Annotated in this window: 22 protein-coding genes; 12 read left to right on the plus strand and 10 right to left on the minus strand. The window is 66.6% G+C overall.

What is annotated here, in order from left to right; translation table 11 throughout:
* Positions 1 to 54: 54 nt before the first annotated feature.
* The 3 genes from ACFSM0_RS05875 to ACFSM0_RS05885 are packed head-to-tail and all read left to right on the plus strand — an operon-like array spanning position 55 to position 3,171.
* Positions 55 to 588 carry a gamma-glutamylcyclotransferase gene (locus ACFSM0_RS05875; protein ID WP_377388268.1) on the plus strand — a complete coding sequence of 178 codons (534 nt, stop codon included), beginning with the start codon at positions 55 to 57 and terminating at the stop codon, positions 586 to 588.
* Positions 589 to 648: 60 nt separating this feature from the next.
* Complete coding sequence (locus ACFSM0_RS05880; RefSeq protein ID WP_377388270.1) at positions 649 to 1,842, plus strand: biopolymer transporter ExbB; 1,194 nt, start codon at positions 649 to 651, stop codon at positions 1,840 to 1,842.
* Positions 1,843 to 3,171: a peptidoglycan -binding protein gene (locus ACFSM0_RS05885; RefSeq protein WP_377388272.1), complete on the plus strand. Its 1,329-nt coding sequence runs from the start codon at positions 1,843 to 1,845 to the stop codon at positions 3,169 to 3,171.
* Here ACFSM0_RS05885 and ACFSM0_RS05890 read toward each other — a convergent pair whose 3' ends face one another.
* From ACFSM0_RS05890 to ybaK, 3 genes are all read right to left on the minus strand, one after another.
* On the minus strand, positions 3,172 to 4,236 hold the full coding sequence (locus ACFSM0_RS05890) for a Hint domain-containing protein (RefSeq protein WP_377388274.1): 1,065 nt from the start codon (positions 4,234 to 4,236) through the stop codon (positions 3,172 to 3,174).
* Positions 4,237 to 4,348: 112 nt separating this feature from the next.
* Complete coding sequence (locus ACFSM0_RS05895) at positions 4,349 to 5,284, minus strand: lipid A-modifier LpxR family protein (protein WP_377388276.1); 936 nt, start codon at positions 5,282 to 5,284, stop codon at positions 4,349 to 4,351.
* 100 nt (positions 5,285 to 5,384) lie between these two features.
* On the minus strand, positions 5,385 to 5,861 hold the full coding sequence (gene ybaK, locus ACFSM0_RS05900) for a Cys-tRNA(Pro) deacylase (protein ID WP_377388278.1): 477 nt from the start codon (positions 5,859 to 5,861) through the stop codon (positions 5,385 to 5,387).
* A 149-nt stretch (positions 5,862 to 6,010) separates the two neighbouring features.
* Here ybaK and ACFSM0_RS05905 point away from each other — a divergent pair, with 149 nt between their 5' ends.
* Positions 6,011 to 6,778: an SDR family NAD(P)-dependent oxidoreductase gene (locus ACFSM0_RS05905; RefSeq protein WP_377388923.1), complete on the plus strand. Its 768-nt coding sequence runs from the start codon at positions 6,011 to 6,013 to the stop codon at positions 6,776 to 6,778.
* Positions 6,779 to 6,789: 11 nt separating this feature from the next.
* Positions 6,790 to 7,971, plus strand: a complete 1,182-nt coding sequence (locus tag ACFSM0_RS05910; protein ID WP_377388280.1) for an acetyl-CoA C-acyltransferase — start codon at positions 6,790 to 6,792, stop codon at positions 7,969 to 7,971.
* On the opposite strand, the gene ACFSM0_RS05915 is transcribed toward ACFSM0_RS05910, so the two are convergent.
* Both ACFSM0_RS05915 and ACFSM0_RS05920 read right to left on the minus strand, forming a co-directional pair.
* A complete protein-coding gene (locus ACFSM0_RS05915) occupies positions 7,968 to 8,819 on the minus strand; it encodes a metallophosphoesterase family protein (protein WP_377388925.1) in 852 nt (283 codons plus the stop codon). The genes ACFSM0_RS05910 and ACFSM0_RS05915 overlap by 4 nt on opposite strands.
* Complete coding sequence (locus ACFSM0_RS05920; RefSeq protein WP_377388281.1) at positions 8,819 to 9,835, minus strand: diacylglycerol/lipid kinase family protein; 1,017 nt, start codon at positions 9,833 to 9,835, stop codon at positions 8,819 to 8,821. The genes ACFSM0_RS05915 and ACFSM0_RS05920 overlap by 1 nt, the downstream gene beginning before the upstream one ends.
* A 177-nt stretch (positions 9,836 to 10,012) precedes the next feature.
* Here ACFSM0_RS05920 and ilvD point away from each other — a divergent pair, with 177 nt between their 5' ends.
* A complete protein-coding gene (gene ilvD, locus ACFSM0_RS05925) occupies positions 10,013 to 11,848 on the plus strand; it encodes a dihydroxy-acid dehydratase (RefSeq protein ID WP_377388282.1) in 1,836 nt (611 codons plus the stop codon).
* Between the two features lie 162 nt (positions 11,849 to 12,010).
* Positions 12,011 to 13,489 carry an alpha/beta hydrolase gene (locus ACFSM0_RS05930; protein WP_377388283.1) on the plus strand — a complete coding sequence of 493 codons (1,479 nt, stop codon included), beginning with the start codon at positions 12,011 to 12,013 and terminating at the stop codon, positions 13,487 to 13,489.
* Here ACFSM0_RS05930 and ACFSM0_RS05935 read toward each other — a convergent pair whose 3' ends face one another.
* The 4 genes from ACFSM0_RS05935 to dnaG all read right to left on the minus strand — a co-directional run bounded on the left by ACFSM0_RS05935 (position 13,490) and on the right by dnaG (position 20,002).
* Positions 13,490 to 15,340, minus strand: coding sequence for a heavy metal translocating P-type ATPase (locus ACFSM0_RS05935; protein WP_377388927.1), 1,851 nt, complete (start codon positions 15,338 to 15,340; stop codon positions 13,490 to 13,492). It lies immediately after the preceding gene.
* A 203-nt stretch (positions 15,341 to 15,543) separates the two neighbouring features.
* Positions 15,544 to 15,810: a hypothetical protein gene (locus tag ACFSM0_RS05940; protein ID WP_377388284.1), complete on the minus strand. Its 267-nt coding sequence runs from the start codon at positions 15,808 to 15,810 to the stop codon at positions 15,544 to 15,546.
* A gap of 131 nt (positions 15,811 to 15,941) precedes the next feature.
* Positions 15,942 to 17,948 carry an RNA polymerase sigma factor RpoD gene (rpoD, locus tag ACFSM0_RS05945; RefSeq protein WP_377388285.1) on the minus strand — a complete coding sequence of 669 codons (2,007 nt, stop codon included), beginning with the start codon at positions 17,946 to 17,948 and terminating at the stop codon, positions 15,942 to 15,944.
* 131 nt (positions 17,949 to 18,079) lie between these two features.
* The gene (gene dnaG / locus ACFSM0_RS05950; RefSeq protein ID WP_377388286.1) at positions 18,080 to 20,002 is read right to left on the minus strand and encodes a DNA primase; all 1,923 of its coding nucleotides are present in this window, start codon (positions 20,000 to 20,002) and stop codon (positions 18,080 to 18,082) included.
* A gap of 332 nt (positions 20,003 to 20,334) precedes the next feature.
* Here dnaG and ACFSM0_RS05955 point away from each other — a divergent pair, with 332 nt between their 5' ends.
* Genes ACFSM0_RS05955 through ACFSM0_RS05965 form a run of 3 tightly spaced genes read left to right on the plus strand, consistent with a single transcriptional unit; the run spans position 20,335 to position 23,218 of the window.
* Entirely contained in the window at positions 20,335 to 22,011 is a 1,677-nt protein-coding gene (locus ACFSM0_RS05955; RefSeq protein WP_377388287.1) for a pilus assembly protein TadG-related protein, read from the plus strand.
* A 52-nt stretch (positions 22,012 to 22,063) separates the two neighbouring features.
* On the plus strand, positions 22,064 to 22,588 hold the full coding sequence (locus tag ACFSM0_RS05960; protein WP_377388288.1) for a hypothetical protein: 525 nt from the start codon (positions 22,064 to 22,066) through the stop codon (positions 22,586 to 22,588).
* 6 nt (positions 22,589 to 22,594) lie between these two features.
* Positions 22,595 to 23,218, plus strand: a complete 624-nt coding sequence (locus ACFSM0_RS05965; protein WP_377388289.1) for a hypothetical protein — start codon at positions 22,595 to 22,597, stop codon at positions 23,216 to 23,218.
* A 16-nt stretch (positions 23,219 to 23,234) separates the two neighbouring features.
* Here ACFSM0_RS05965 and ACFSM0_RS05970 read toward each other — a convergent pair whose 3' ends face one another.
* Positions 23,235 to 23,822 carry a TetR/AcrR family transcriptional regulator gene (locus ACFSM0_RS05970; protein WP_377388290.1) on the minus strand — a complete coding sequence of 196 codons (588 nt, stop codon included), beginning with the start codon at positions 23,820 to 23,822 and terminating at the stop codon, positions 23,235 to 23,237.
* A gap of 51 nt (positions 23,823 to 23,873) precedes the next feature.
* Here ACFSM0_RS05970 and ACFSM0_RS05975 point away from each other — a divergent pair, with 51 nt between their 5' ends.
* Together ACFSM0_RS05975 and ACFSM0_RS05980 are read left to right on the plus strand one after the other, a co-directional pair.
* The gene (locus tag ACFSM0_RS05975) at positions 23,874 to 24,698 is read left to right on the plus strand and encodes a site-specific integrase (RefSeq protein WP_377388291.1); all 825 of its coding nucleotides are present in this window, start codon (positions 23,874 to 23,876) and stop codon (positions 24,696 to 24,698) included.
* On the plus strand, positions 24,698 to 25,183 hold the full coding sequence (locus ACFSM0_RS05980) for a tyrosine-type recombinase/integrase (protein ID WP_377388292.1): 486 nt from the start codon (positions 24,698 to 24,700) through the stop codon (positions 25,181 to 25,183). Before ACFSM0_RS05975 ends, ACFSM0_RS05980 begins: the two co-directional genes overlap by 1 nt.
* The last annotated feature ends 11 nt before the right edge of the window (positions 25,184 to 25,194 follow it).

Consider the following 25,194-nt stretch of genomic DNA (forward strand, 5'->3'; position numbering starts at 1 on the left):
CCTTTCCAAACCCTGCGCCACACTCTATGCCGCGCCGCAAGGGAGGGCCAGCGGATGACCAACGCACTCTGGATCTTCGGCTACGGATCGCTGATCTGGGATCCGGGCTTTGCGCCCGCAGAGGCGGTCCGCGCCCGGCTCGATGGCTGGGCCCGCAGCTTTTGCATGCGCTCGATCCATTTTCGCGGCACGGCGGAGGCGCCGGGGCTGGTGCTCGCGCTCGATGCCGCCCCGGGCGCCCGGTGCCGTGGCCTTGCGCTGCGCGTGCCGGAGGCAGACCGGGACCGGGTGCTGGCCGAGACCCGCGCGCGCGAGCTGATTTCGAACGCTTATCTTGAGCGCAGCGTGCCGCTCACCCTCGAAGACGGGCGCGAGGTCAGCGCGATCACCTATGTGGTTGACCCCGAGGGCCCGCAATACTGCCGCCTGACGCCCGAAGAAGAGGCCGTGATCATCGCCACCGCCGTCGGATCGCGCGGGCCGAACCGTGATTACCTCTTCAACACCGCTGCGCATCTTGCCGAATGGGGGCTGGAGGATGACGCGCTCGCCACACTGGCCACACGGGTGCGTGCGCTCACGGCTTGACCCTTGTGAGCGCGCCGCCCGCGCCCTAGTCTTTGCGGAAACGAAGACGAGAGGCACTCCATGCGCGCACCGGCCCGCCCTCAGGCCCCGCAATTCTCGCAACCCGTCCGGCAAGTGATCTCGATGCTTGCGGTGCTCGCCCTCGTGGGGTTGGGCGGCTGGTTCGCTTATGGCCGGGTGTTCTCGATCTTCGAGGCGAGCCCATGGCTGAACGGGCTGATCCTCGCCGTCTTCGTGCTGGGCATGCTTGGCTGCTTCTGGCAAGTGGCGCAACTCGCCAAAGCCGTGGTCTGGATCGAGAGCTTCGCCGCAGACCGCCCGGGCCGCCCGCAATACCGCCCGCCGCAGATGCTTGCGCCGCTGGCCGCGCTCCTTGGGGCCCGCGGCTCAAGCCGCTCCATCGCCACCTCTGCCGCGCGCTCGATCCTTGAATCGGTCGGCACCCGCATCGACGAGGCGCGCGACATCACGCGCTATCTCTCCAACCTCTTGATCTTCCTTGGTCTTCTGGGCACGTTTTACGGGCTCGCCACAACCGTTCCGGGGGTGGTGGACACGATCCGCGCGCTCGCCCCCGCGCCGGGCGAGACCGCCACCGCGGTCTTTGACCGGCTGATGGCCGGGCTGGAGAGCCAGCTTGGCGGCATGGGCACGGCCTTTTCCTCCTCGCTTCTGGGGCTGGCGGGCTCTCTCGTGGTGGGCTTGCTCGAACTCTTTGTCACCCATGGCCAGAACCGCTTTTACCGCGAGCTGGAGGAATGGATCTCCTCGATCACGCGGCTCAGCTTTGCCGCCGGAGAGGGCGAGGGCGGGGAGAATTCGGCCGTTGCGGAGATCCTCGACCATATGGCCGAGCAGATGGATGCGCTGCAAACGCTCTTTACCCGCGCCGAACATGCGCGCGGGCAGACCGAGGTGCAACTGGCGCGGCTGTCGCAAGCCTTCACCGAATTTGCCGGGCAGATGGCGCCGGAGCTCGCCGCGCGCGCAGCGCAGGCCGAGGCGATTGGCCGGATGGCGGCGGGTCAGGAGCGGCTGATCGGCGCGCTCGAAGCCTTGAGCGCGCGCGCCGAGGCGGCGCAAGATGCCGAGGTCGATGGCGAGATGCGGATGCGGATGCGCTCGATCGACCTGCAAATCTCGCGGCTTCTCGAAGAGATGGCCGCCGGGCGACAGGAGAGCCTTGCCGAGCTGCACAACGACTTTGCCGCCCTCACCCGCGCGGTGCTCACCCGCGTGCGCACGGAGGGCTAAATGGCACTTTCTGCGCGGCGCAGCGCGCGCTTTTCCACCAATGTCTGGCCCGGCTTCGTCGATGCGATGGCCGCGCTTTTGATGGTGCTGTTCTTCGTGATCTCGATCTTCCTGATCGTGCAATCCATGCTGCGCGACACCATCACGACGAAGGATCAAGAGCTTGATGCCCTTGCCGCGCAGGTGGCGGGGCTGGCGCAGGCGCTCTCCCTGCAAGAGGCGCAAAACACTGCGCTGACCGGGCGGCTCACCGCGGCAGGCGAAAAGATCTCCGCTTTCGAGGCGCAGGTGGCGGGGCTCTTGGCCGATGCCGAGGCTGCGCGCAACCGGATCACCGCGCAAGATGCCACGATCGCGGCGCAGGGCGCCGATCTTGAGGGGCGGGCAACCCAGATCGCCGGGCTTCAGGCAGATTTGCGGGCCTCGGAGAGCGCCCTTTCCGCGGCCCGGCTCGACCTTGAGCAGGCGCGCAAGAAAGCAGAGGAAACGCTCACCCTCCTTGCCGCGGCAGAGGCCGCGAAGCAGGATTTGCAAGGCCGGCTCGACACGCAGATGACCGAGGCCGAAAAACAGGCGGCCCTCAAGGCGCTGGCCGAGAAGACCCTCACCGAGACCCGCGCCGAGGCGGACCGCAATGCCGAGCAGGTGGCGCTTCTGAACCAGCAGATCGCGGCCCTGCGCGGCCAGCTTGCCGATCTGCAGGCGGTGCTTGATCAGGCCAAGGCCAAGGACGATGCCGCCAAGGTGCAGGTCGAGGCGCTCGGCTCCCAGCTCAATGCGGCGCTCGCGCAGGTCGCGGCAGAGCAAAAGCGCCGCGCGGCACTGGAGGAAGAGGCCCGCAAACGCGCCGAGGCAGAGGCAAAAGACCTCGCCCGCTACCGCTCCGAGTTTTTCGGGCGGATGTCGCAGCTGCTGGAAGGGCGGCAGGGCGTGCGCGTGGTGGGCGACCGGTTCGTGTTTTCCTCCGAAGTGCTGTTCCAGCCCGGTGCGGCCGATCTCGCCCCCGAGGGGCAGGCGCAGATCGCGCGCGTGGCCGAGACCTTCCGCGCGCTGGCCTCCGAGATCCCGCCGGAAATCGACTGGGTGCTGGAGGTCGACGGCTTCACCGATGACACGCCGCTTTCCGGTCAGGGCGCGTTCAAGGACAACTGGGAGCTGAGCCAGGCCCGCGCGCTTTCGGTGGTGCGCTACCTGATCGACGCGCAGGGGTTTGACCCCAAGCGCCTTGCCGCGGCGGGCTTTGGCGAGTTTCGCCCGGTGGCCGCGGGCACGAGCCCCGAAGCACGCGCGCAAAACCGCCGCATCGAGCTGAAGCTGACCGAGCGCTGATCAGGCCGCCCGATCATGGCGCAAGATCACCGCCTCGGGCGCGCTCAGCACCCGGCGCGCAAATCCGCCATAGGCCTCCGGGTTCTGGGCCAGATCCGGGCAGGCCGCAAGCAGCCCCGCCCGCGCCTTGTGCGTGAGCCCGTCAAGATTTGCAGAGGCGGGATGAAAACTCTCGCAGCCCACGCCATTGGCCCAGAGCACCGCATGCCGGGCCAGCATCACATGAATATAAAGCACTTCGGGCACGGAGCGGGCACCGCGCACCGCGCCGCCATCGACAAGATCAACCGCCCGCACCAGCACCTCGGGCGCATCAAAGAGCGCGCGCACCGCACGCCCTTTGACCAGCATCCGGTGGTGCGGCGAGACGAGCAGATCCCGCTCGGGGCAATCCATGCCGAAAGCGCCCGCCGAAATCCGCACCGGGCAAAGCCCCGGCAGCGCATGAAGCCGCGCCCCGCTCATCCGCTGCGCCCCGATCCAAAGGATCGGCTGCGCGCCGTCATCGCGGGTCAACACCGTCTCACCGGGCCGCAACGCCTCCACCGGGCGGGCGCCCGCGGGCGTGGCAATCAAGGTGCCCGGCGTGAAGCAGATCACCCCCGGCTCGGGGGAGGGTCGCGCCACCGGGCGCGGGGCGAGCGTGGTCTCGACCACCCACAAATCGGTGTCGCGCGGCGGGATCGGCCCGGAAAAAAGCAAAAGCGGCCCGCGCGCGGTCTCGAGAAAGCCGACGCGATAGGCCGAAGGGCCATCGGTGAGGGTGAAGCCGGGATCGGCAAGCACCGGCAGCGCGCGCTCGGGCACATCGCCCGCCGCGCCCGGCTTTGTGCGTGCAGGCCCGACGATCCGGCGCACGGATCGCGCTGCGCGTGCGCGCAACTCTGCCGCGCCAAGCGCGCCGGTGAGCAAAAGCGGCGCCGAGGGCCCGTCGATGCAGAAGGCCTCTCCCCGCCAGCGCCATGTGGCGCCGCGCGTCAGCGCCTCGGGGGCCGCGCCCGTCGCGCCGTCAATTTCCGTCTGCTCCCATGAAATGACGAAGGTTCCGAGATCCCCCGGAGTCATTGCCTGTATGTCCCGTGCCCGCAGTATGGACCTTTTGGTCCTTGATTAACGTCAAATTAGCATGGGTGATTCGGCTTGTGAATCCCCTTTGTTCACGCCGCGCATTTCGCGCTCAAAAGCGCTTGCTGAACCGCAGCGAGCCAACGGCCTGCCCCTCGGGCTGGCCCTCGAATTCCTTTGAAAGCCATGTGACGCCGTAAAACACGCCCAGATCGCCAAGGTGGCTGTGCACCCCGAGCCGCAGCCGTTTGCGGCTCGCCAGCGCATCGCCCCCCGCCGCGGTCGGAAAATAGACGCTGTCAAAAATATGCGCGATGTCGGCGCCGATCACGAAACTCGTGCCGCCCGGCTCCGCCCCGGCGATGCCGCGATAGCGCTGCCCCGTCATATCGTCGCGCAGCCACAGCGCGCCCCGCTCACGCGCCCCGAACGCCAGATCGGCGCCAACGCGCACGAAGCTCTCATCCCCCGCACGCCCCTCGGCAAAGGGGCGCAACTCCGCGCCGCCGAGATCATATGGCCGCGCCAGTTCGGCGGCAAAGACCGGATAAAGATGGTTCGGGAACTGATCTTGCGCCACCACCGGGCGCGGCTCGGAAACCACCCGGTGCAGCCATTCCTGCATCTCGGAGATCCGGTTGGCCGGGCCAGTCCAGACGAGCCCGAGCCCGAGCGAGGCCTCAAGTTCCGGGCGCGGCGCAAAATAGGTCTGCACCATCGCCGTGGCCTTGGCAACGTAGCGCCGGTCCCACGGCGCGGGGGCGCGCAACCGTGCAGGCGCGACCACCGCCCCGCCGAGGCGGTATTCAAAAATCTCGAAGGGCCGCGCCGGGAGCGTGCCCGCCCAGCGCGGGCCGCGCAGCACCGAAAAGCTGTAAGCCCCGGTCTGCCAGCGGTCCTTGCCATCGCCGAACACGTCATTGTCAAAGAAATGGCCATAGCCAAGGGTGATGCGCGCGCCGGGCTCGGCCATCGCGGGAAGCCCTCCCAGCCCGAGGGCGAGGGTTGCAGCCGCAAGGCCACGGGCAAAACGGGCAAGCACTCTCATCTTCCGCTCTCCTGACAGTTTCCGCTCTCCTGACAGAGGGGGCCGCGCGGGGCCCGTTGGTGCATCTCTCGGCGCCCGATACGGCCAGACTTTGGCCGCCTCAGCCCGCCAGAAGCGGGCGCGCCAGCCCGCCCGAAGCCGCCAGCGCATCGGCGGGGGCGAGCCGCACCATCAACCCGCGCTGACCACCATTGATCACCACCAGAGCCTGCGCCAGCGCGGTTTCCTCAAACGCCACCGGCACGCGCTTTTTCTGCCCGAAGGGCGAGATCCCGCCGGTGTGAAAGCCGGTGAGCCGCTCGGCCTTGTCGGGCGGCATCATCGCCGCCGCCTTGCCACCAAAGGCCGCCGCCACCTTCTTCATCGAAAGCGAACCATCGGAGGGGATCACCGCACAGGCGGGCTTGCCATCCACCTCGACCATCAGCGTTTTCAGCACCGCGCGCGGGTCCGCACCAATCGCCTCGGCGGCATGCAGCCCGATCTTGTCCTGCCCCGGCACATAGGCATATTCGATCCGCTCAAAGGCCACTTTCGCGGCCTCAAGGGCCCGGGTGGCGGGGGTTGCACTGCTCATCGCGCTCTCCTTTGCGTCGTTCTCGCCGCCCCGCCCTGCCCCGTCAACGCCGAAATTCCGTTACGTCGCTTTCCCGCTTGGGCGTTGCGGGATCGCCCTGCCCCGGCCAGAGTTTGACGCAGGGGCAGGGAGAGCCCAGGGAGGACATGATGCAGATCGAAGGCAAGGTCTTCGCCGTCACCGGCGGCGGCTCGGGGCTTGGGGCGGCCGTGGCGCGGATGATCACCGCGGCGGGCGGCGCGGTGGTGCTCGTTGATGTGAATGCCGAGGCCGGGATGGCGATGGCCGAGGAGCTTGGCCGCCGGGCCCGGTTTGCGCGCACCGATGTGACAAGCGAGGCAGAGGGCAAGGCGGCGGTGGATCTGGCCTGCGCGGCCTTTGGCCAGCTCGACGGGCTTGTCAATTGCGCGGGCGTGGCGCCGGGCGAGAAGATCCTGGGCCGCGAGGGGCCGCACCGGCTGGAAAGCTTTGCCCGCGCGATCTCGATCAACCTTGTCGGCACGTTCAACATGCTGCGCCTTGGCGCTGCGGCCATGGCGGCGAACGCGCCCGGCCCGGGGGGCGAGCGCGGCGTGATCGTCAACACCGCCTCGATTGCGGCCTTTGACGGGCAGATCGGGCAAGCCGCCTATGCGGCGTCAAAAGGCGGTGTGGCGGCGCTCACCCTGCCTGCTGCGCGCGAGCTTGCCCGCCACGGCATCCGCGTCGTCACCGTGGCGCCCGGCATCTTTCATACACCGATGATGGCGGGGCTGCCCGAGGAGGTGCAGGCGAGCCTTGGCGCCTCTGTGCCGTTCCCGCCGCGGCTGGGCCAGCCTGCGGAATATGCCGCGCTCGTGCGCCATATCGTTGAAAACCAGATGCTGAACGGCGAGGTGATCCGGCTCGACGGCGCGCTTCGGATGGCGGCAAAATGAGGGGGGAGCCGATGGATCCGGTTGTGATCGTGGGCAGCGCCCGCACGCCGATGGGCGGTTTTCAGGGCGATCTCGCCACCGCCAGCGCCGCCGATCTGGGCGCCGTGGCGATCAAAGCGGCGGTGGCGCGCGCCGGGCTCGCGCCCGAGGCGGTGGACGAGGTGATCATGGGCTGCGTGCTGCCCGCGGGGCAGGGTCAGGCGCCCGCACGGCAGGCGGCACTTGGCGCGGGGCTGCCGCTTGCCACCGGGGCGACGACGGTGAACAAGATGTGCGGCTCGGGCATGAAGGCCGCGATGTTCGGCCATGACCTGCTCCTTGCGGGCTCGGCGCAGGTGGTGGTTGCGGGCGGCATGGAGAGCATGACGAACGCGCCCTATCTGCTCGCCAAGGCCCGGGGCGGCTACCGGCTCGGGCATGGGCAGGTGATCGACCACATGTTCCTCGACGGGCTTGAGGATGCCTATGACAAGGGCCGGTTGATGGGCACCTTTGCCGAGGATTGCGCCGAGAGCTTCGGCTTTGGCCGCGCCGCGCAGGATGACTATGCCATCGCCTCGCTCACCCGCGCGCAGGCGGCGATCTCGGAGGGGCGGTTTGCGGGCGAAATCGCTCCGGTCCGCCTTGCGGGCCGCAAGGGTGAGACGGTGGTGGAGATCGACGAGCAGCCCGGCAAGGCGCAGCGCGACAAGATCCCGAGCCTCAAACCGGCGTTTCGGGCGGGCGGCACGGTGACGGCGGCGAATGCCTCGTCCATCTCCGATGGGGCCGCCGCGCTGGTGCTGATGCGCGCCTCGGAGGCAGAGCGACGCGGGCTTGCCCCCCTCGCCCGCATTCTTGGCCATGCGACCCATGCCGACAAACCGAACCTCTTTCCCACCGCGCCCATCGGTGCGCTGAGGACGCTTTCGGAGAAGCTCGGCATGGATCTGCGAACGGTCGATCTTTTCGAAGTGAACGAGGCTTTCGCGGTCGTGGCCATGGCGGCGATGGCCGCGCTCGATCTGCCGCATGACAAGGTCAATATCCACGGCGGCGCCTGTGCGCTTGGCCATCCGATCGGCGCCTCGGGCGCGCGGGTTCTGGTCACGCTTCTGGCCGCGCTGGAAACGCATGGCCTCAAAACCGGGGTCGCGACGCTTTGCATCGGCGGCGGCGAGGCCACGGCGCTGGCGGTGGAGCGGATGGTCTAATCCGCCATCTCGTGCAGCATCGGGCGGTCTTGCACCAGGGCGGCGGGCGGCGCCTCGGCCACCCAGCCCCCGCGCGTGCGGCGAAAGGCCACCTGCCCCGCCGGGCCGAAACCGCCCGTGGGCGCGATCTGGTAGCGCGTGATCCCGGTGCGAGCCACCCCGACCTCGATCAGCCCGAAATCATTGGGCTCGCCGCGCTCACGCGTAGAGAGCCCGGTGCCCGCCTGAATCTGCAAGATCCGCGCCCTGCCGTCTTGCGTCACAAAGGGCGCGGTGCGCCACAGATGCAGATGGCCGGTGAGAATGAGCCCCACCCCCGCGCAAGCCATCGCCTCAAGCGCCTCGGCCGCACCGCCGATCAGCGCCTTGTCGCTCCCGTCGGGCTGGGTGAAGGGGTGATGCGCCACCACCGCCACCTGCCGGCCCGCGGCCGCCGCCTTTCGCGCGCGCGCGAGCAGCCCGGCAAAGCGGGCACGCCGGATATGCCCGGCCTGCCAATGCCGCGGCGAGGCGGTGTTGAAGCCCAAAACCGTGAGGCCTTGCAGATCACAGACCGGCTCCAGATCGCGGCAGATCGCACGGCGATAGCCCGCGAAGGGGCGCAGGAACCGCGACAGGGGGCGGTCGAGCGGAATGTCGTGATTGCCGGGCACGGCGAGCCAGGGCGCCTCCAGCCGGTCCAGAAAAGCGCGCGCCTGAGCAAACTGGCTCTCCCGCGCGCGCTGGGTGAAATCCCCTGAAATCACGACCAGATCGGGGGCGAGTGCCGACACGCTGGCAAGGAGCGGCGCGACAAGCTCGGGATGCGCGCGCCCGAAATGCAGATCGGAGAGATGCACGAGCCGCATCACGCGGGCACCCCGGCGGTGATCGCGCCCATCGCCGCGCTGGCAGGTGTTGGCGCAGCCCCGGAGCGGTCTGCCGCCTCGGGGCCGATCACCACGAGCGCATCGGGCTCGGCCCGGAACACGAGCGGCGCGCGCATCGTGCCGCGCTCGCCATCGCGCGCGGTAAGCAGGTGGCGGCGCGCCGGCGTGATGGTGAAGCCGGGCGCGAAAGAGATGTGATAATCCACCTTCCGCTCCGCCATGCCAAGGCCAAGCTTGACCGCGCCCGAGAGCATCGCGCCGACGCTTTTGGCGGGCGCGAGCAGGAGCGCAAGCTCGCCCCCGCGCAGCCGCTCCGCCCCCTCGATGCCAAGGAAGTCAAGCTGGTAGGGATTGTTCATCACGAAGGCGAGCGGGGAATGGACGTGGTGCGTGCCGGTGGCCGAAGTGATCTCCATATCCATGCCGCCCGGCATCGTCACCATCGTGCGCAAAACCGACCAATGCGCGGCGATCCGCGAACGGCCCCAGCGGCGATAAATTTCCTCGCGCTCGCGCAGGATGCGCGGATAAAGCCCGATCGAGGCATTGTTGAGAAAGAGCCGCCCGTTCACCGTGCCCACCTGCACCGGGCGCGCGAGCCCGCCGGCGAGAACCGCCACCGCCGCCTCGATCTCTTCGGGGATGCCGAGCCCGCGGGCAAAAAAGTTGAACGTGCCGGTCGGGATCACGCCAAACCGCGCCCCGGCACCGCGCACTTCCTCGGCCACGGCGGCAATCGTGCCATCGCCGCCACAGGCGACCACCGTGCCGATGCCCCGCGCAAGCGCGCGCCGCGTATGGGGCAGGATCTGCTCTGGCCCGCCCGCCGCGATGCTCCAGCCGCCTTGCGGAAAATAGGTTGCGAAGGCCGCCCGCAACCGCTCCAGCCGCGCCTCGGCCCCGGCCCCGGAGCCGGAGTTGACGATCACGCACAGCCGCGCATCGGGCGCAGGCACGGGCGCCGCAAGCGGCGGGTCGGGACGATGCAGGGTCATGGCGCACTCCGTTGCAGGCCCGGCCCCCCGGGCGATGAGAGAGAAACGCCGCGGCCCCGGCATCGTTCCGCGCCCGCCCGGCCCGGCTTTCGCAATTGGCATTCACCCGCCTGCTGCGTTAAGAGAAGCCGAGCCTGCGCCCCCTCGGGGAGTCGCCGCCAGAACCGGAGAAAGCCCATGCCGTATTATCGTTCCCGCAAATCCACCCATGGCCGCAACATGGCCGGTGCCCGTGGCCTGTGGCGGGCCACCGGCATGCAGGACGGTGATTTCGGCAAGCCGATCATTGCGGTCGTCAACTCCTTCACGCAATTCGTTCCGGGCCATGTGCATCTGAAAGACCTTGGCCAGATGGTCGCCCGCGAGATCGAGGCGGCGGGCGGTGTTGCCAAAGAGTTCAACACCATCGCCGTCGATGACGGGATCGCGATGGGCCATGACGGCATGCTTTACTCGCTGCCCTCGCGCGAAGTGATCGCCGATTCGGTCGAATACATGGTCAATGCCCATTGCGCCGATGCGATGGTCTGCATTTCCAACTGTGACAAGATCACCCCCGGCATGCTGATGGCGGCGATGCGGCTCAACATTCCGGTGATCTTCGTCTCCGGCGGGCCGATGGAGGCGGGCAAGATCGACCCCTCGATCATGTCCCATGACATCGACCTGATCGACGCGATGGTGGCCGCGGCAGATGATAAATACACCGATGATCAGGTGGCCGAGATCGAGCGCGCCGCCTGCCCGACCTGCGGCTCCTGCTCGGGCATGTTCACCGCCAACTCGATGAACTGCCTGGCCGAGGCGCTGGGCCTTGCGCTGCCGGGCAACGGCTCGATGCTCGCCACCCATGCCGACCGCAAGGAGATCTTCCTTGAGGCGGGCCGCCGCATCGTCGAGATCACCAAGCGCCATTACGAGGGCGAGGAAAAGGGCCTTCTGCCGCGCGACATCGCCACCCATGCGGCGTTTGAAAACGCGATGAGCCTCGATATCGCGATGGGCGGCTCGACCAACACGGTGCTGCACCTTCTGGCCATCGCCTATGAGGGCGAGGTCGATTTCACCATGGATGACATTGACCGTCTGAGCCGCAAGGTGCCGGTGCTGTGCAAGGTCGCTCCCGCCGTCTCGCATGTGCATATGGAAGACGTGCACCGCGCCGGCGGCATCATGGGGATCTTGGGCGAAATGCACCGCGCGGGGCTTTTGCACGGCGATTGCGGCACCGTCCATTCCGCCACCATCGGCGAGGCGATCGCGAAATGGGACGTGATGACGGCGAATGACCCGGCGGTGGACACGTTCTACCGCGCCGCGCCGGGGGGCGTGCGCACGACCGAGGCGTTTTCGACCCAGAACCGCTACAAGGAAGTGGATCGCAACCGCGAGACGGGCGTGATCCGCGCCGCAGAATATGCCTATTCCAAAGATGGCGGTCTGGCGGTGCTCTTTGGCAATATCGCGCTCAACGGCTGCATCGTGAAGACCGCGGGCGTGGACGAGTCGATCCTGAAATTCTCCGGCCCGGCGAAAGTGTTCGAAAGCCAGGATGATGCGGTTTCGGGCATCCTCACCGGCAAGGTCACCGAGGGCGAGGTGGTGGTGATCCGCTTCGAGGGGCCGCGCGGCGGCCCCGGCATGCAGGAAATGCTCTATCCGACGAGCTATCTGAAATCGAAGGGGCTGGGCAAGAAATGCGCGCTGCTGACCGATGGCAGGTTCTCGGGCGGCACCTCGGGGCTTTCGATCGGGCACGTCTCGCCCGAGGCGGAGGAAGGCGGGCTGATCGGGCTGGTGGAAACCGGCGACGTGATCGAGATCGACATCCCGAACCGCACCATCCACCTTGCCGTGGCCGAGGATGTGCTCGAAGCGCGCCGCGCCGCCAAGGGGCCGCTGCCCTGGACCCCGGCCGCGCCGCGCACCCGCGCCGTTTCGACCGCGCTCAAGGCCTATGCGCTTCTGGCCTCCTCGGCGGCCAAGGGCGGCGTGCGGATCTTGCCGAAATAAGCCCCGGCGCCAGCACAAAGCGAAAAGCCCCCCGCGCGGGGGCTTTTTCTTGCGCAACCTCCAGCACCGCGCGCTTGCGCCCGCTTGCACCACGCGCGCTTTCGGTCAGACTGGGGCCGCCCCCGCCACCCAAGATCCCGTCACCCAACCAGAGACGCGCCCGTGAGACATCCGCTCCGCCATGCTGCCCTTGGTCTTTTTGCCCTCGGCCTGATCGTCGTTTCGGTGTTCCTGCTGGAACGGGAGCGCGCCGGGCTCGAGATCCGGCCCGTTCCGCTCGGCCCCACACCGGTCACGCTTTACCAGCAGCCCGGCGCCACTGGCCCGGCGGTGGTCATCGCGCATGGCTTTGCGGGCTCGCGCCAGATCATGCAGGGCTATTCCTTCCGGCTTGCGCAGGCGGGCTACCGCGTCCTTGCGTTTGACTTCGAGGGGCAGGGCCGCAACCCGGTGCCGATGCGCGGCGATGTGACGAAGATCGAGGGGACAACGGTTTATCTGATGGCCGAGACGCGGCGGGTGATCGCCGCCGCCCGCGCGCTGCCGGGCGCGCCGGAGGTGGCGCTTCTGGGCCATTCGATGGCGACCGACATCATCATCCGCGCCGCCAAGGAAGAGGCGGAGGCGGGCACGCCGGTGGCGGCTGTGGTGGCAATCTCGTCGTTCTCGGAGGCGATTACCCCCGATTTCCCGCCCCGGCTCGAGATCATCTCGGGCGAATGGGAGGGGATGCTGCGCGGCTTTGCGCGCAAGGCGGCCGCACAGGTGGTGCCCGAGGCGCAAGAGGGCACGCTGGTTGCCGCCGATGGCGTGGAACGGCAAACGGTGGTGGCGCCGCATGTGGGGCATGTGGGCGTGCTCTACAGCCCCGCCGCCATCACCGCCGCCCGCGCCTGGTTTGACCGCGCCTTCGGGCGCGAGAGCACGGCCCCGGTGGACCGGATGGGGGTCTGGCTCGTCACGCTTTTCGCCGGCATCGTGGTGCTGGCGCGCCCGCTGATCGCGCTGTTGAAAAAGGGGCCGGGCTTCGTTCCCCTGCCCCGGCGCCGCTTTCTGATCGCCACGCTCGCCCCCGCGCTCGTCACGCCGCTTGCGCTGGCGGCGCTGCGCGTCAACCCGCTCGGGGTGACGGCGGTCTTTTATCTCACCATCCATCTCGCGCTTTACGGCGGGCTGCAACTTGCGCTCCTGCGCGGCGCGGGGCTGAAGCGGCTGCACGGGAAGGCCGTCGCGTTCTTCCTGATCTGGGGGCTTGGCGTTTTCGGCTTCGCGATGGATCGCTATTTCATCAACTTCTGGCCCTCGCCCGAGCGCGCCGGGCTGATCGCCCTCATGCTGTGCGGCACCCTGCCCTTCATGCTCGCCGATGCCGCGCTCACCGAGGCGGGGAACGCCGCCTTCTGGCGCCGGGCGCTGGCGCGGCTGGCGGCCCTTGCCTCACTGGCCGGCGCGGTGGCGCTGGGCGATCAGGACCGGCTCTTTGTGGTGATGGCGATCCCGGTGCTGCTGGCGTTCTGGCTCGGGCAGGGGCTGATTGGCCGCTGGCTGGCGCGGCGCACGGGCGCCAGCGCCGCCGGGCTCGGGCTTGGTCTGGCCCTTGCCTGGGTGATGGGCGTCACGCTGCCGCTTCTGGCCGCCTGATCAGGCGCGCGCCTTGCGGATCGGGTCAGCAAGGAGCCTCAGCCCGTTGAGCACGACGAGCACCGTGCCCCCCTCATGGCCGATCACCGCAATCGGCAGCGGCAAGGCGAAGAAAAGCCCCGAGATCACCAGAACGAGCATCGCCGTCATCGCAAAAATCAGGTTCTGGCGGATGATCGTCGCGGTGCGGCGGGCGAGCCGGTGCGCCTCGGCAAGACGGCCGATGTCTTCGGAAAGAAGCGCCACATCGGCAGCCTGAAGCGCCACTTCCGAGCCCGCAGCCCCCATGGCAATGCCCACATCGGCGCGCGCAAGCGCTGCGGCATCGTTCACCCCGTCGCCCACAAAGGCGACCCGGCCCTTGCCTGCGAGCTCCCCCACAAGGCGCAGCTTGTCCTCGGGGCGCAGATCGGCGTGGATTGCCGCGGGGGCGATGCGCAGCTCCGCCCCCACCTTCTCGGCCACCGCGCGCCGATCCCCCGTCAGCATCAGGATCTCGCCCACGCCGCCCGCACGCAGCGCCCCAAGCCCGTGCGGCGTGGAGGCCCGCGGCCGGTCCTCGAACCCGGCAACACCCAAAAGCTGCGCGCCGCGGCCCAGCAATACCAGCGTGCGCGGCGCGGCATGAAGCCCTTCGGGCACCTGGCTCGCGGCATCGGCCTCGGCCTTCGCGCCCATGCGGGTGGCAAGCCGCAGGTTGCCCGCCCAGATCACGCCGGTCTCGTCAACGCCGACCATGCCCTCGCCCGGCACCGCGCGCGCCTCGCGCACCGCCACGGGGGCGAGCCCGCGCGCCTCGGCGGCGCGCCGGATCGCGGCGGCAATCGGATGCTCGGAATGGGCCTCGAGACCGGCGAGACGCGCGAGAAAATCGGCCTCGTCGCAGGTCGCGTGAATCTCGACCAGTTCCTGCTGGCCGGTGGTCAGCGTGCCGGTCTTGTCAAAGGCGAAGGTCTCGACCTTGGCGAGGGTTTCGAGCGCGGCCCCGCCCTTGAAGAGCACCCCGCCCCGCGCCGCTGCCGCCAGCGCGGAGAGGATCGCCGCCGGAACCGAAATCACGATGGCGCAGGGGCTCGCCGCCACCAGCAGCGTGGCCGCCTTGTAAAGGGAAACCTGCCAATCATGGCCCAGCGCGAAAAACGCCCCGAACGCAAGGATCGCGCCCACGAGAACGGCGATGGTGTAGCGCTGACCGAACCATTCGGAGAAGCGCTCGGAGGGCGCGCGCTCGGCCTGCGCCTCGGTGACCAGCGCGATCATCCGCGCCACGGTGCTTTCGGTCAACGGGCGGGCGACCTCGACGGCGAGCACGCCATGCAGGTTCACCGTCGCCTCGAACACCTGCGCGCCGGGGGCCTTGTGCACCGGTACCGATTCCCCGGTGATGGTGGATTCATCGACCGAGCCCTCGCCCTCGACCACGCGGCCATCCACCGGCACCCGCGCGCCGGGGCGCAGCATCACCACATCGCCGGGTTGCAGGCTCTCGACCGGCACCTCTTCGACGCCGCCGTCGCTCCCGCGCTTGAAGGCACGGTCCGGGCGCAACTCCATCAGCGCCTCGATGGCGCGGCGGGTGCGGCCCATGGCGCGATGCTCAAGCGTGGTTGAGAGGCTGAAGAGGGTGAGCAACACCGCCCCTTCGAGCGCGGCGCCAACGGCGGCGGCGGCCAGCGCCGCGATCACCATCAGAAGGTCGATGTCGAGGGTGCGCTCTTTCACAAGCGCCTCGCCCGCGCGCAGCGCTGCGGGCACGCCACCGGCAACAAACACGATCAGCAGCGCCGCGACCTCGGCCCAGCCTCCTTCGAAGCCGGGCAAAAACCGGTGGCAGGCCGCCGCGATCGCCATGCTGGTGATCGTGACCCAGGTCAGCAGCAGCCGTTGCAGCTCTTCACGCACATCCGTCCCCTTCCGTCGTCCATCCGCGGCGCCTCAGGTGCAGCGCGGCGTGACCCGTTTTAACGGGTTTCGCAACGGCAAGACAGGCGGCGCATCGCCCCCGCCGCTAGCGCCACGACCTTACGGCAAGCTGACAGGACGAACCGCCGGGGTCAGTCTGGCGGAAAATGCTCGGTGAGGTAATCGACCACCGCTTTCATCGCCTCGGGGCGGCGCTCGATATCGGTCATGCGCTCGACATGTTTGACCCAGCCCGCGCGGGTCTTGCCGTCGCTGTTGGCGATTTTCATCAGCGAATGGCAGCGGGTGCATTCCTTGCGCACGACAGTGAGCCCCGCGCCATCGGGAATCGGCAGCGCAAAAGCCGCCGGGGCCAGCGCGAGCAGAGCGGAGAAGAGAGAGGGGAAAAACAGGTTCATCAGCGGGTTTCCAGAGGGGTGGCCCGATCATGCGCCGCGAGGATGACGCTTTTGCAACGCCCGCCTGCGACCGATGCGCCCAAAAGCAAACGCCCCCGAACTTCGGGGGCGCTGCAGGATCTGGCGATCTCTTACTGGTCGAGGAAGGAGCGCAGCTTGCGCGAGCGCGACGGGTGCTTGAGCTTGCGCAGCGCCTTCGCCTCGATCTGGCGGATCCGTTCGCGCGTGACCGAGAACTGCTGGCCGACCTCTTCGAGCGTGTGGTCGGTGTTCATGCCGATGCCAAAGCGCATCCGCAGCACCCGCTCTTCGCGGGGCGTGAGCGAGGCGAGAACCCGGGTCGTGGTTTCCTTCAGGTTTTCCTGAATCGCGGAATCCAGCGGCAGGATCGCGTTCTTGTCCTCGATGAAATCGCCCAGCTGGCTGTCTTCCTCGTCGCCAATCGGGGTTTCGAGGCTGATCGGCTCCTTGGCGATTTTCATCACCTTGCGGACCTTCTCAAGCGGCATCTGCAGCTTCTCGGCCAGCTCCTCTGGCGTCGGCTCGCGGCCGATCTCGTGGAGCATTTGCCGGCCCGTGCGCACCAGCTTGTTGATCGTCTCGATCATGTGCACCGGAATGCGGATCGTGCGCGCCTGGTCCGCGATGGAGCGGGTGATCGCCTGACGGATCCACCAGGTCGCATAGGTCGAGAACTTGTAGCCGCGGCGGTATTCGAATTTATCGACCGCCTTCATCAGGCCGATGTTGCCTTCCTGAATGAGGTCGAGGAATTGCAGGCCGCGGTTGGTGTATTTTTTCGCGATCGAGATCACGAGGCGCAGGTTCGCCTCGACCATCTCTTTCTTGGCCTGACGGGCTTCCTTTTCGCCCTTCTGCACCTGGTTCACGATGCGGCGGAATTCGGAAATATCAACGCCGACATACTGGCCCACCTGCGCCATCTCGTAGCGCAGATCCTCCAGCTTGTCGCGGCTCTTTTCCATCAGCGTGGCCCAGGCGCGGCCCGGCTTCGCGGTCATCCGATCCATCCAGGTCGGATCAAGCTCGTAGCCGCGGTATTCGTCGATGAACTCGCGGCGCGGAATGCGCGCATTGTCGGCCAGCTTCACCATGCCGCTGTCGATCGACATGATCTTGCGGTTGATGCCGTAAAGCTGGTCGATCAGCGCTTCGATCCGGTTGTTGTGCAGATGCAGCTCGTTCACGAGCAAAACGATCTCCGAGCGCAGCTTCTGATAGGCGGCCTCTTCCGCCACCGAGAAGGTGCCATCCTCGTTCAGCGTCGCAGACATGCGCTGGTCCTGCATCTCGGCAAGGCGCGCGTAATCATCGGCGATCTGGTCGAGCGTTTCGAGCACTTTCGGCTTGAGGGCGGCTTCCATCGCGGCAAGCGACATGCTGGAGCCGTCATCCTCGTCGTCATCCTCCTCGACGCGCGAGATCGGGTTGCCGTCCGCATCGAATTCGGGCTCGTTCGAGGCCGGGCGCGGCTGTTGCGTGCCGGCTTCGCCGCCTTCCATCTCGAGCCCGTCAACCGGGCCCTCGCCCAGCTCGTCCTCTTCGCCATCGATCGAACGGCCGAAGGTGGCATCAAGGTCAATCACGTCGCGCAGCAAGATCTCTTCGGAGAGAAGTTCGTCGCGCCAGATGGTGATCGCCTGAAAGGTCAGCGGGCTCTCGCAGAGCCCCGCGATCATCGTGTTGCGGCCCGCCTCGATGCGCTTGGCGATGGCGATCTCGCCCTCGCGCGAAAGCAGTTCCACCGAGCCCATCTCGCGCAGATACATCCGCACCGGGTCATCGGTGCGGTCGAGCGTTTCCGCAGTGGTGCCCGCCACAGCGATCTCGCGCGAGCCGGAGCCGGTGGCAACCACCTCGCCACCCTCGCTCTCTTCGGCTTCCTCGCCCTCGACGACGTTGATGCCCATCTCCGAGAGCATCGACATCACGTCCTCGATCTGGTCGCCCGAGACCTGTTCGGGCGGCATCACGGCATTGAGCTGATCAATCGTGATGTAGCCCCGTTCCTTCGCTTCGGCGATCATCCGCTTTACCGCGGCCTGGCTCATGTCGAAGGAGGTATCCTCGTCGGCAGCAGTCTCGGGTTTGGTGTCGTCGATGTCCTTGGCGGCCATGGGCGCTCCTTGATCGGGCTTCATCGGGCAAATCATCGCTGCGCGGGGCCTCGCGCACCGGAATCGAATCGTTTCCCGCCGTTGTATCGAATCAGAACGGCGAATCACAGGGCGAATCAAGTCACCAAGCGTTATCTGCCCGAATGTTTATCGAGCAGGGATTGGAGGAATTGCGACATCGCCGCGCGATCCTCCCCCAGGTCGGCGGTATCGTTGATTTTCGACTTTTCGGCATGGTGATAAGCCTTCGTCGCCTGCGTAATGCGCCATGTCACGCCCTCGTCGGCCAGGCCTTCGAGCGCTTCCATGGCTTCCTCGATTTCCGCCTTCACCGCGCGCGCAGCCGAGAGCTTCGCCAGTTCCTCTGCCAGACACATGCGGGCAAAGGCGGTGTCGTCACGGCGCAACACGGGGGGGGCAGTGCGCACATGGGGGTGATTGCGCAGCTTTTCAAGGGCGGGGGCGGCCTCGGCGGCAAGGGTTTCGGCAAGCGCGGCAGGCGGGGCGGCGGCATGCGCCAGCATCAGCGCGCGCGCCGCCTCCAGATCCGGGTCAGAGATTTCCATGCGCTCAAGCTGGCTCTCGAATTCGGCCACCAGAGCCGGGTGGGCGCACAGAATGGCAAGGCACATCGTCTCGCGAAGCTGCTCGGCCACCGCATCGGTGGTGGCCGCGGCCAGAAGCGTCGAGCGGGTGGAGGGCAGCGGCAGCGCCGGGCCCTTGCCGGGCTTCCAGGCGCCGCGGGCGCGGGGCGGTTGCCACTGGCTCGCAGTGCCAAACAGCTCTTCGCGCAACCGTTTGATTTCCGCCCCGTAATGAGCGCGCAGCGAAAGATCGGTGATGCGCAAAAGCACCGCGCGCAGGATCTTGTCGAGCCCCGCGCGGCGCTCGGGGCTGTCAAACACCTTGCCCTCGGTCTCGCGCCGCCAGAGCAGATCCACCATCGGCCGCGCGCCTTCGAGCACCTTTTCCATCGCGCCGCGCCCCTCGGCGCGAATAAGGTCATCCGGGTCTTGCCCGCCGGGCAAAAGCGCAAACCGCAGCCCCTTGCCCGCCTCCAGCATCGGCAGCGCCAGATCGACAAGCCGCATCCCCGCGCGCAGCCCTGCCGCGTCTCCATCGAGCGCGATCACCGGCTCATCCGCGATCCGCCACATCAGCCGCAACTGATCTTCGGTGATCGCGGTGCCCAAAGGCGCCACCGCCCCCTCGAACCCCGCCTCGACCAGCGCGATCACATCGACATAGCCCTCGGCCACGATCAGCTTTTGCCCGCGCCCGCAAGCGGTGCGCGCGGGGCCGATGTTGTAAAGGTTGCGGCCCTTGTCAAAAAGCGGCGTCTCGGGGCCGTTGAGATATTTCGCCCGCGCGTTCGGGTCCATCGCCCGCCCGCCAAGGCTGATCGCGCGGCCCCGCGCGTCGCGGATCGGAAAGATCACCCGGCCCCGGAACCGGTCATAGGGTGCGCCGCCATCCTCCGGGCGGATGCAGAGCCCGGCCTCGACGATCAGATCGGGCGCAATCCCCTTGCCGGTGAGCGCCTGAAACAGGCCGTGGCGGGTGTCGGGCGCGAAACCGATCTCGAAGCGCTCAAGCGCCGAGGCCCCAAGGCGGCGCCGGGCCAGATAGTCGCGCGCCCCCGCCCCCGCCTGGGTGTTGAGCTGCAGGCGGTAGAATTTTACCGCCTCCTCCATCACCTGCGTGAGCTCCGTGCGCCGGTCGGCGCGCTCGGTGGCTTTTGGGTCGCGCGCGGGCATCGGCAGTCCCGCCTCACGCGCCAAGATCTCCACCGCCTCCATGAAGGAGACGTTTTCCGTCTCCTTGATGAAGCCGAGCGCATCGCCCTTCGCGTGGCAGCCAAAGCAGTAATAGAAGCCCTTGCGGTCATCGACGTGGAACGAGGCCGACTTTTCCTGATGGAACGGGCACGGCGCCCAGTAATCCCCCTTGGCCCGGTTTGACTTGCGCTGATCCCACATGACTTTGCGCCCGACGACATCGGACAGGGTTACGCGCGTGCGCAGCTCATCAAGGAAACCGGGGGGTAGTGACATGGCGCCAATATCGGGCCTGACGCCGCCAGAGTCGAGAGGGGCGCGGCACCCGCCTGAATCCGCCCGGTTCCGCCCCTGCCCCGGACGAATCAGGAATTTGGTAAGGTTGATGTCGTTACGAAACGGGTAAGAGACGGGAAAGTCCTGTGGCCGATTGTGGCGCGCGGGGAAACCCGCGGCCCCTGCGCCCCGGACGGTTGCGGCTTTGGCACTCAATCGGGCGGAGCGGCCTTCATGACGCCTCATTTCCGCCCCGTTCCCCCTCGATAAGAGAGGGTGAAATTGTTTCCGCGCGCCGTATTACGAGTCGCGCCGAACCGGAGTGTGACGTCATGACCGCGCATCAACCGCGCAAGTTCCGCATGCCTCAGGCTCTCCTGCCCCGTTCCCTGCGGCGCCGGATCACCCGCATCCTGCGCGACGAAGAGGGCGGATTGCTGATCCTCTCGCTTCAGCTTTTTGTCGTGATGATGATCTGCACCGGGGTCGCGATCGACTTCGTGCGGGTCGAGGAGCGCCGCGCGGTGATCCAGAACACGCTTGATCGCGCCGCCCTCGCCGCCGCCTCGCTCTCGCAAAACCTCGATCCCGAACTGGTGGTGCAGGACTACCTCGAAAAAGCCGGCCTCGGGGCGCTGAAAGTCACCACCACCGTCGAAAAAGGCAATTTCGACGAATGGCGCCGCGTCACGGTCACCACGACCGACAAGATGCCGACGATCTTCGGGCCGCTGGTGGGGATGGAGGCGCTCTCGACCGCGGGTCACAGCCAGGCGCTCGAATCCGTGGGCAACGTGGAAATCTCGCTGGTGCTCGATATTTCCGGCTCCATGAGCGGCACGAAGATCAGCCGTTTGCGCAATGCCGCCAGCAATTTCGTGAACACCATGTTCGACACGGTGCAGCCCGAGGGCGCCCCCCCGGGCCGGTTGTCGATGTCGATCATCCCCTATAACCAGCAGGTGGTGCTGGGCAGCGATTTTGCCTCGCTGTTGAATCTCTCCACCGATCACACGGAAAACACCTGCGCCGATGTGGAACTGCTGTCAGAAGGCGATTTCCAGATCTCGGATACAACGCCGCTGCTGCGCACCATGCATGGCGACAGCTATCCCAACTCCGGCAGCCTGTCGAACTGCGTCGAGAACAGCAAGTCCGAGATCATTGCGTTTTCCAACAGCGAAGCGGCGCTCAAATCAAAGATTGCGGGCCTGAGCGCGGGCGGCAACACCTCGATTGACTTCGGCGCGCGGTGGGGGCTTGCGCTGCTCGACCCGGCCGCGCGACCGATCCTTGATGCGATGATCGCGAAAGGCAAGGCAAGCTCTGACCTCGACGGGCGGCCTTTTTCCTATGACGACGGCAGCCAGGACATCGACGATATCGCCCTCAAGGTGATGGTCCTGATGACCGACGGCCAGAACACCTCTGCTTATTCAACCGGGGCAGATTACCGCACCGGCAATGCCGGGGTCTATTCGGGGTATTTTGTCTCCACCAAGAGCGCGACGGCTTTTGCCTCGTCGAGCAATTCCTCCTACTGGAACTATCTCTATTATTATGTGCCCGGCAAAAGCGCCCCCTATTACAGCATGAGGAACAAGACCTGGTCCTCGAACCTGTCAGGCACGATCCACCCGATCACCTGGCAAACGGTCTGGAATTACAACGACAAGCTCTACACGATCATCTCGACCTTCCTTGTGCCGCCGATTGCAAGCTGGAAAGGCTGGAGCAGCTCCACGGCCTACAGCAAGATCTATAATCTGATGGCGATCCAGTCGGCCTCGGGCGACAAAGACGTCTCCCTCGATGCGCTGTGCACGGCGGCGAAAGACCAGAACATCACGATCTTCACCATGGCCGTGGATGCCCCCAGCTCGAGTATCGAACTGCTCGCGTCTTGCGCCACCGCCGAAACCTATGCCTATGACATCGACACCGACCAGATCGACGACGCCTTCGCCTCCATCGCCGCGGCGGTGAACGCGCTGCGGCTGACCAACTGAGGGGGCCGCGATGCGCCAAACGCCGCCTCGGCCTCGCCTCGAAACAAACCGGATGGTTGTGCGCCTGCGTGCCGAGGAGGGGGCCGTCACGATCCCGGCGCTCATGTGGCTGGTGTTTTTCATCGGGCTGATGACCGCAAGCGTCGAGCTGGAAATGCTGACGGTGAAGCAGACGCTGCTCGACCGCGGCGTGGATATGACAACGCGGATTTTGCGGCTTGGCATCGACGATCTGCCCGATCACGACACGCTCAAGCGCTCGGTGTGCGAGAATATGGGCTTTATCGGCAATTGCATGGACCGGCTCGCGATCGAGGTGTTTCCGATCGACACCACCACCTGGACCAGCACCGGCGCCTCCGAGGTGATGTGCACCGATTCCACCTCGGCGGCAGCGCTCTCGCCGCAGCTTCAGGCGGGCGAGCCGAACCAGATGATGATCCTGCGCGCCTGCCTGAAAATCGACACGATGATGGAGGTGAACCCGTTGGCCTCCGCGCTGACCCGCGACGCGGGGGGACAGGTGGCGCTTGTGTCGATGACCGCTTTCGTCAACGAACCGCGTCCGGGGAGCTGATCAGACATGATGCGTTTTCTTCGCAGATTCTGGCGCAAGACCGATGGCGTGGTGGCGTTCGAAGGGCTCTTTGGCAGCCTCTTGCTGCTCGGTTGGTATGCGGTCGCGTTCCAGTTTTATGACGTGTTCCGCATGCGCGCCCAGGTGCTGCGCGCCTCCTATACCGTCGCCGATCTGATCTCGCGGGAGCGCAATGCCATTGGCCCGACCTATGTGACCGGGCTCAAAAAGGTCTTTGACTACATCTCTGACACGCGCGACGCCGATGGCACCTGGCTCAGGGTCACGCTGATCTCGTGCAGCGCCAAGACCACAGACAATTGCGATGGCGTGAGCAAGGATTTCACCCTGACGAACTCCTACACCACCGCCACCACGGGGGTTGACCTGCAAACCGCCACGTCGATCAATGCCGAACATGACCGCATTCCGCTGCTGGCTCCGGGCGACATGGCGGTGGTGCTGGAAAGCTCCTTTCCTTACTTTCCGATCTTTGACATCGGCGACAAGGCCCTTTTGCTCGACGGCAAGACCTGGACCCAACAGGGCCTGAGCTCGAAATTGCGTTTTTCCAATTTCGTCGTGACCCGGCCGCGCGGCCCGCAAACGCTCTGGAATGCCGACAAGTAACGCCTGAGCTGCCTGCTCAGGCCGCCACGGCCTTGCGCACCATATCCCAGTAAATCGTCTCGACGGTTTCGCGGTCGAGCCGCCCGCCCTCACGATACCATGTCGTGACCCCGGTGAGCATGGCGATGATCGCCATCGTCGCCAGCTTGGTATCGGGCAGCGCCAGCGCGCCTTCGGCCTGCCCGGCCTTCAAAATCGCCTCAAGCTCGCCCTCGTAGCGGCCCCGCAGCGCCTCGATGACCGCAAAATTCGCGGCATTGAGGTTGCGCAGTTCCATGTAGCTCAAAAACACCGCCTCCGCCCGCATCAGGTTGAACCGGATGTGAAACCGCACAAAGGTTTCCAGCGCCCCGAGCGCCCCGGCGCCGCGCGGCGCCTCCGCCCATGCGGCCAGCAACTCCTCCATATGCGTCTTCAAGAGATCAAAAAGCAGCGCCTCCTTGTCGGGCGTGTAGAGATAGAGCGCGCCCGCCTGCACCCCCACCGCCGCCGCGATCTGGCGCATCGAGACCGCGGCAAAGCCGTGCCGGGCAAAAAGCCGCGAGGCCTCGGCGCGGATGCGCGGGCCGGTGATTTCGGAATGGGAGCCGGTCTTGCGTGCCATGGGCCCAAAGTAGCGGAACGCGGCGCCGGGCTTCAACCGCAAAGGCAACTGGTGGCAGGGCAGGAAAAGGAACCCGCCGCGCTAAAAGTCGAACCTGATGGGAGCTTCACCATCGAACTGGTGCAGGCGGCAAGGCCAGTCCTTCGCTTTCTGAATATCCTTGCGACAAAGTGGTATGACATGGGCAAACGTGAAGTCTCATTCGTGCATCTGCACGTCTACAAGGATCGCCACGGTAAGACCCGCGCCGATTACAAGCCGCACGGCGGCAAGGGCATAGCTCTGCCGCTGCCGGTCGGCCCCCCCGAGTTCTTGCTTGCCTATGCAAAGGCGGTGGAGGGGGAGAAGCTGGAGCGGGCCAAAGCTAAAATGCCGACTGCAAAAGACACCTTCCGCGACTTGCTGCAGCTCCACCTCGGGTCGGCTCTCTATTCGAAGCTCAGCCCAAGGTCGAAGCGCAACTACCGGGTCATCCTTGAAAAGTTCTGCGCGAAAAACGGCAACTTGCCCGTGTCGCAGTTCTCGCGCAAGCACGCCTCCGCCATTCTGGCCAAGCTCAGCGCCACGCCAGAAGCGGCCAACACGTTGATGAAGCGGCTACGCCTGCTTCTGAACTTCGCCGTGGATATCGGCATGATCCCCTCGAACCCGATGGCGGGGATGAAGGGCTACAAGTCCGATGGAGAAGGCTATCACGACTGGACCGAGGAAGAGATCGCGCAGTTCGAGGCGCGCCACCAGCCCGGAACCAAGGCGCGTTTGGCCCTAATGCTGATGCTCAGACCGGGCAGCGGTGGTCAGATGTTGTTCGGATGGGGGGGGAGTTGCCAACGGAATGATCCGGGTCGGTCAGCAAAAGACCGCCCCCCCCGTTGATGATCCCCATCACCCCGGCGCTGCAATCCTCGCTGGCCGACTTGCCCAAGAACGCCCCCACCTGTCTGCTGACGGAGTACGGCCGTCCCTGCTCGGCGGCTGGCTTCGGAAACTGGATGCGGGATCGCTGCGACGAGGCGGGGCTGTCCAACTGCTCATCCCATGGCCTGCGCAAGGCTTGTGCCCGGCGCTTGGCCGAGGCGGGTTGCCCCCCTCACGAAATCAAGTCGATCACCGGCCACAAGACCGATGCAGAAGTGCGTCGCTACACGGCGAAAGCCGACCAAGTTCTGCTCGCTCAAAGCGCGTTCGAGAAGCTGCGCGACACCGCCAACACCCCGAAATCTGCTAACCCCTTTGAAAGGTTAGCAAGCACAAGGAAAATCTCCATGCGACACAATAACTTAAGGCGGGAAGTGGCAGCCCGTAGGGAAGGGCACTTCTCTAGCAATATCAAGGGACTTGGCTTGTCCAACCCACTCTGACTGCCCCATTG

The organism is Rhodobacter lacus, assembly GCF_042683065.1.
Lineage (GTDB): Bacteria > Pseudomonadota > Alphaproteobacteria > Rhodobacterales > Rhodobacteraceae > Rhodobacter > Rhodobacter lacus.

Excerpts from the sequence above, each read along its gene's own strand:
- ACFSM0_RS05905 (WP_377388923.1), top strand. The coding sequence starts at position 6,011 with ATGCAGATCGAAGGCAAGGTCTTCGCCGTCACCGGCGGCGGCTCGGGG.
- ACFSM0_RS05960 (WP_377388288.1), top strand. The coding sequence starts at position 22,064 with ATGGTTGTGCGCCTGCGTGCCGAGGAGGGGGCCGTCACGATCCCGGCG.
- rpoD (WP_377388285.1), bottom strand. The coding sequence starts at position 17,948 with ATGGCCGCCAAGGACATCGACGACACCAAACCCGAGACTGCTGCCGAC.
- ACFSM0_RS05880 (WP_377388270.1), top strand. The coding sequence starts at position 649 with ATGCGCGCACCGGCCCGCCCTCAGGCCCCGCAATTCTCGCAACCCGTC.
- ACFSM0_RS05955 (WP_377388287.1), top strand. The coding sequence starts at position 20,335 with ATGACCGCGCATCAACCGCGCAAGTTCCGCATGCCTCAGGCTCTCCTG.
- dnaG (WP_377388286.1), bottom strand. The coding sequence starts at position 20,002 with ATGTCACTACCCCCCGGTTTCCTTGATGAGCTGCGCACGCGCGTAACC.
- ACFSM0_RS05890 (WP_377388274.1), bottom strand. The coding sequence starts at position 4,236 with ATGACTCCGGGGGATCTCGGAACCTTCGTCATTTCATGGGAGCAGACG.
- ACFSM0_RS05920 (WP_377388281.1), bottom strand. The coding sequence starts at position 9,835 with ATGACCCTGCATCGTCCCGACCCGCCGCTTGCGGCGCCCGTGCCTGCG.
- ACFSM0_RS05965 (WP_377388289.1), top strand. The coding sequence starts at position 22,595 with ATGATGCGTTTTCTTCGCAGATTCTGGCGCAAGACCGATGGCGTGGTG.
- ACFSM0_RS05875 (WP_377388268.1), top strand. The coding sequence starts at position 55 with ATGACCAACGCACTCTGGATCTTCGGCTACGGATCGCTGATCTGGGAT.
- ACFSM0_RS05910 (WP_377388280.1), top strand. The coding sequence starts at position 6,790 with ATGGATCCGGTTGTGATCGTGGGCAGCGCCCGCACGCCGATGGGCGGT.
- ACFSM0_RS05895 (WP_377388276.1), bottom strand. The coding sequence starts at position 5,284 with ATGAGAGTGCTTGCCCGTTTTGCCCGTGGCCTTGCGGCTGCAACCCTC.
- ACFSM0_RS05915 (WP_377388925.1), bottom strand. The coding sequence starts at position 8,819 with ATGCGGCTCGTGCATCTCTCCGATCTGCATTTCGGGCGCGCGCATCCC.
- ybaK (WP_377388278.1), bottom strand. The coding sequence starts at position 5,861 with ATGAGCAGTGCAACCCCCGCCACCCGGGCCCTTGAGGCCGCGAAAGTG.
- ilvD (WP_377388282.1), top strand. The coding sequence starts at position 10,013 with ATGCCGTATTATCGTTCCCGCAAATCCACCCATGGCCGCAACATGGCC.
- ACFSM0_RS05970 (WP_377388290.1), bottom strand. The coding sequence starts at position 23,822 with ATGGCACGCAAGACCGGCTCCCATTCCGAAATCACCGGCCCGCGCATC.
- ACFSM0_RS05935 (WP_377388927.1), bottom strand. The coding sequence starts at position 15,340 with ATGGCGATCGCGGCGGCCTGCCACCGGTTTTTGCCCGGCTTCGAAGGA.
- ACFSM0_RS05885 (WP_377388272.1), top strand. The coding sequence starts at position 1,843 with ATGGCACTTTCTGCGCGGCGCAGCGCGCGCTTTTCCACCAATGTCTGG.
- ACFSM0_RS05980 (WP_377388292.1), top strand. The coding sequence starts at position 24,698 with ATGATCCCCATCACCCCGGCGCTGCAATCCTCGCTGGCCGACTTGCCC.
- ACFSM0_RS05940 (WP_377388284.1), bottom strand. The coding sequence starts at position 15,810 with ATGAACCTGTTTTTCCCCTCTCTCTTCTCCGCTCTGCTCGCGCTGGCC.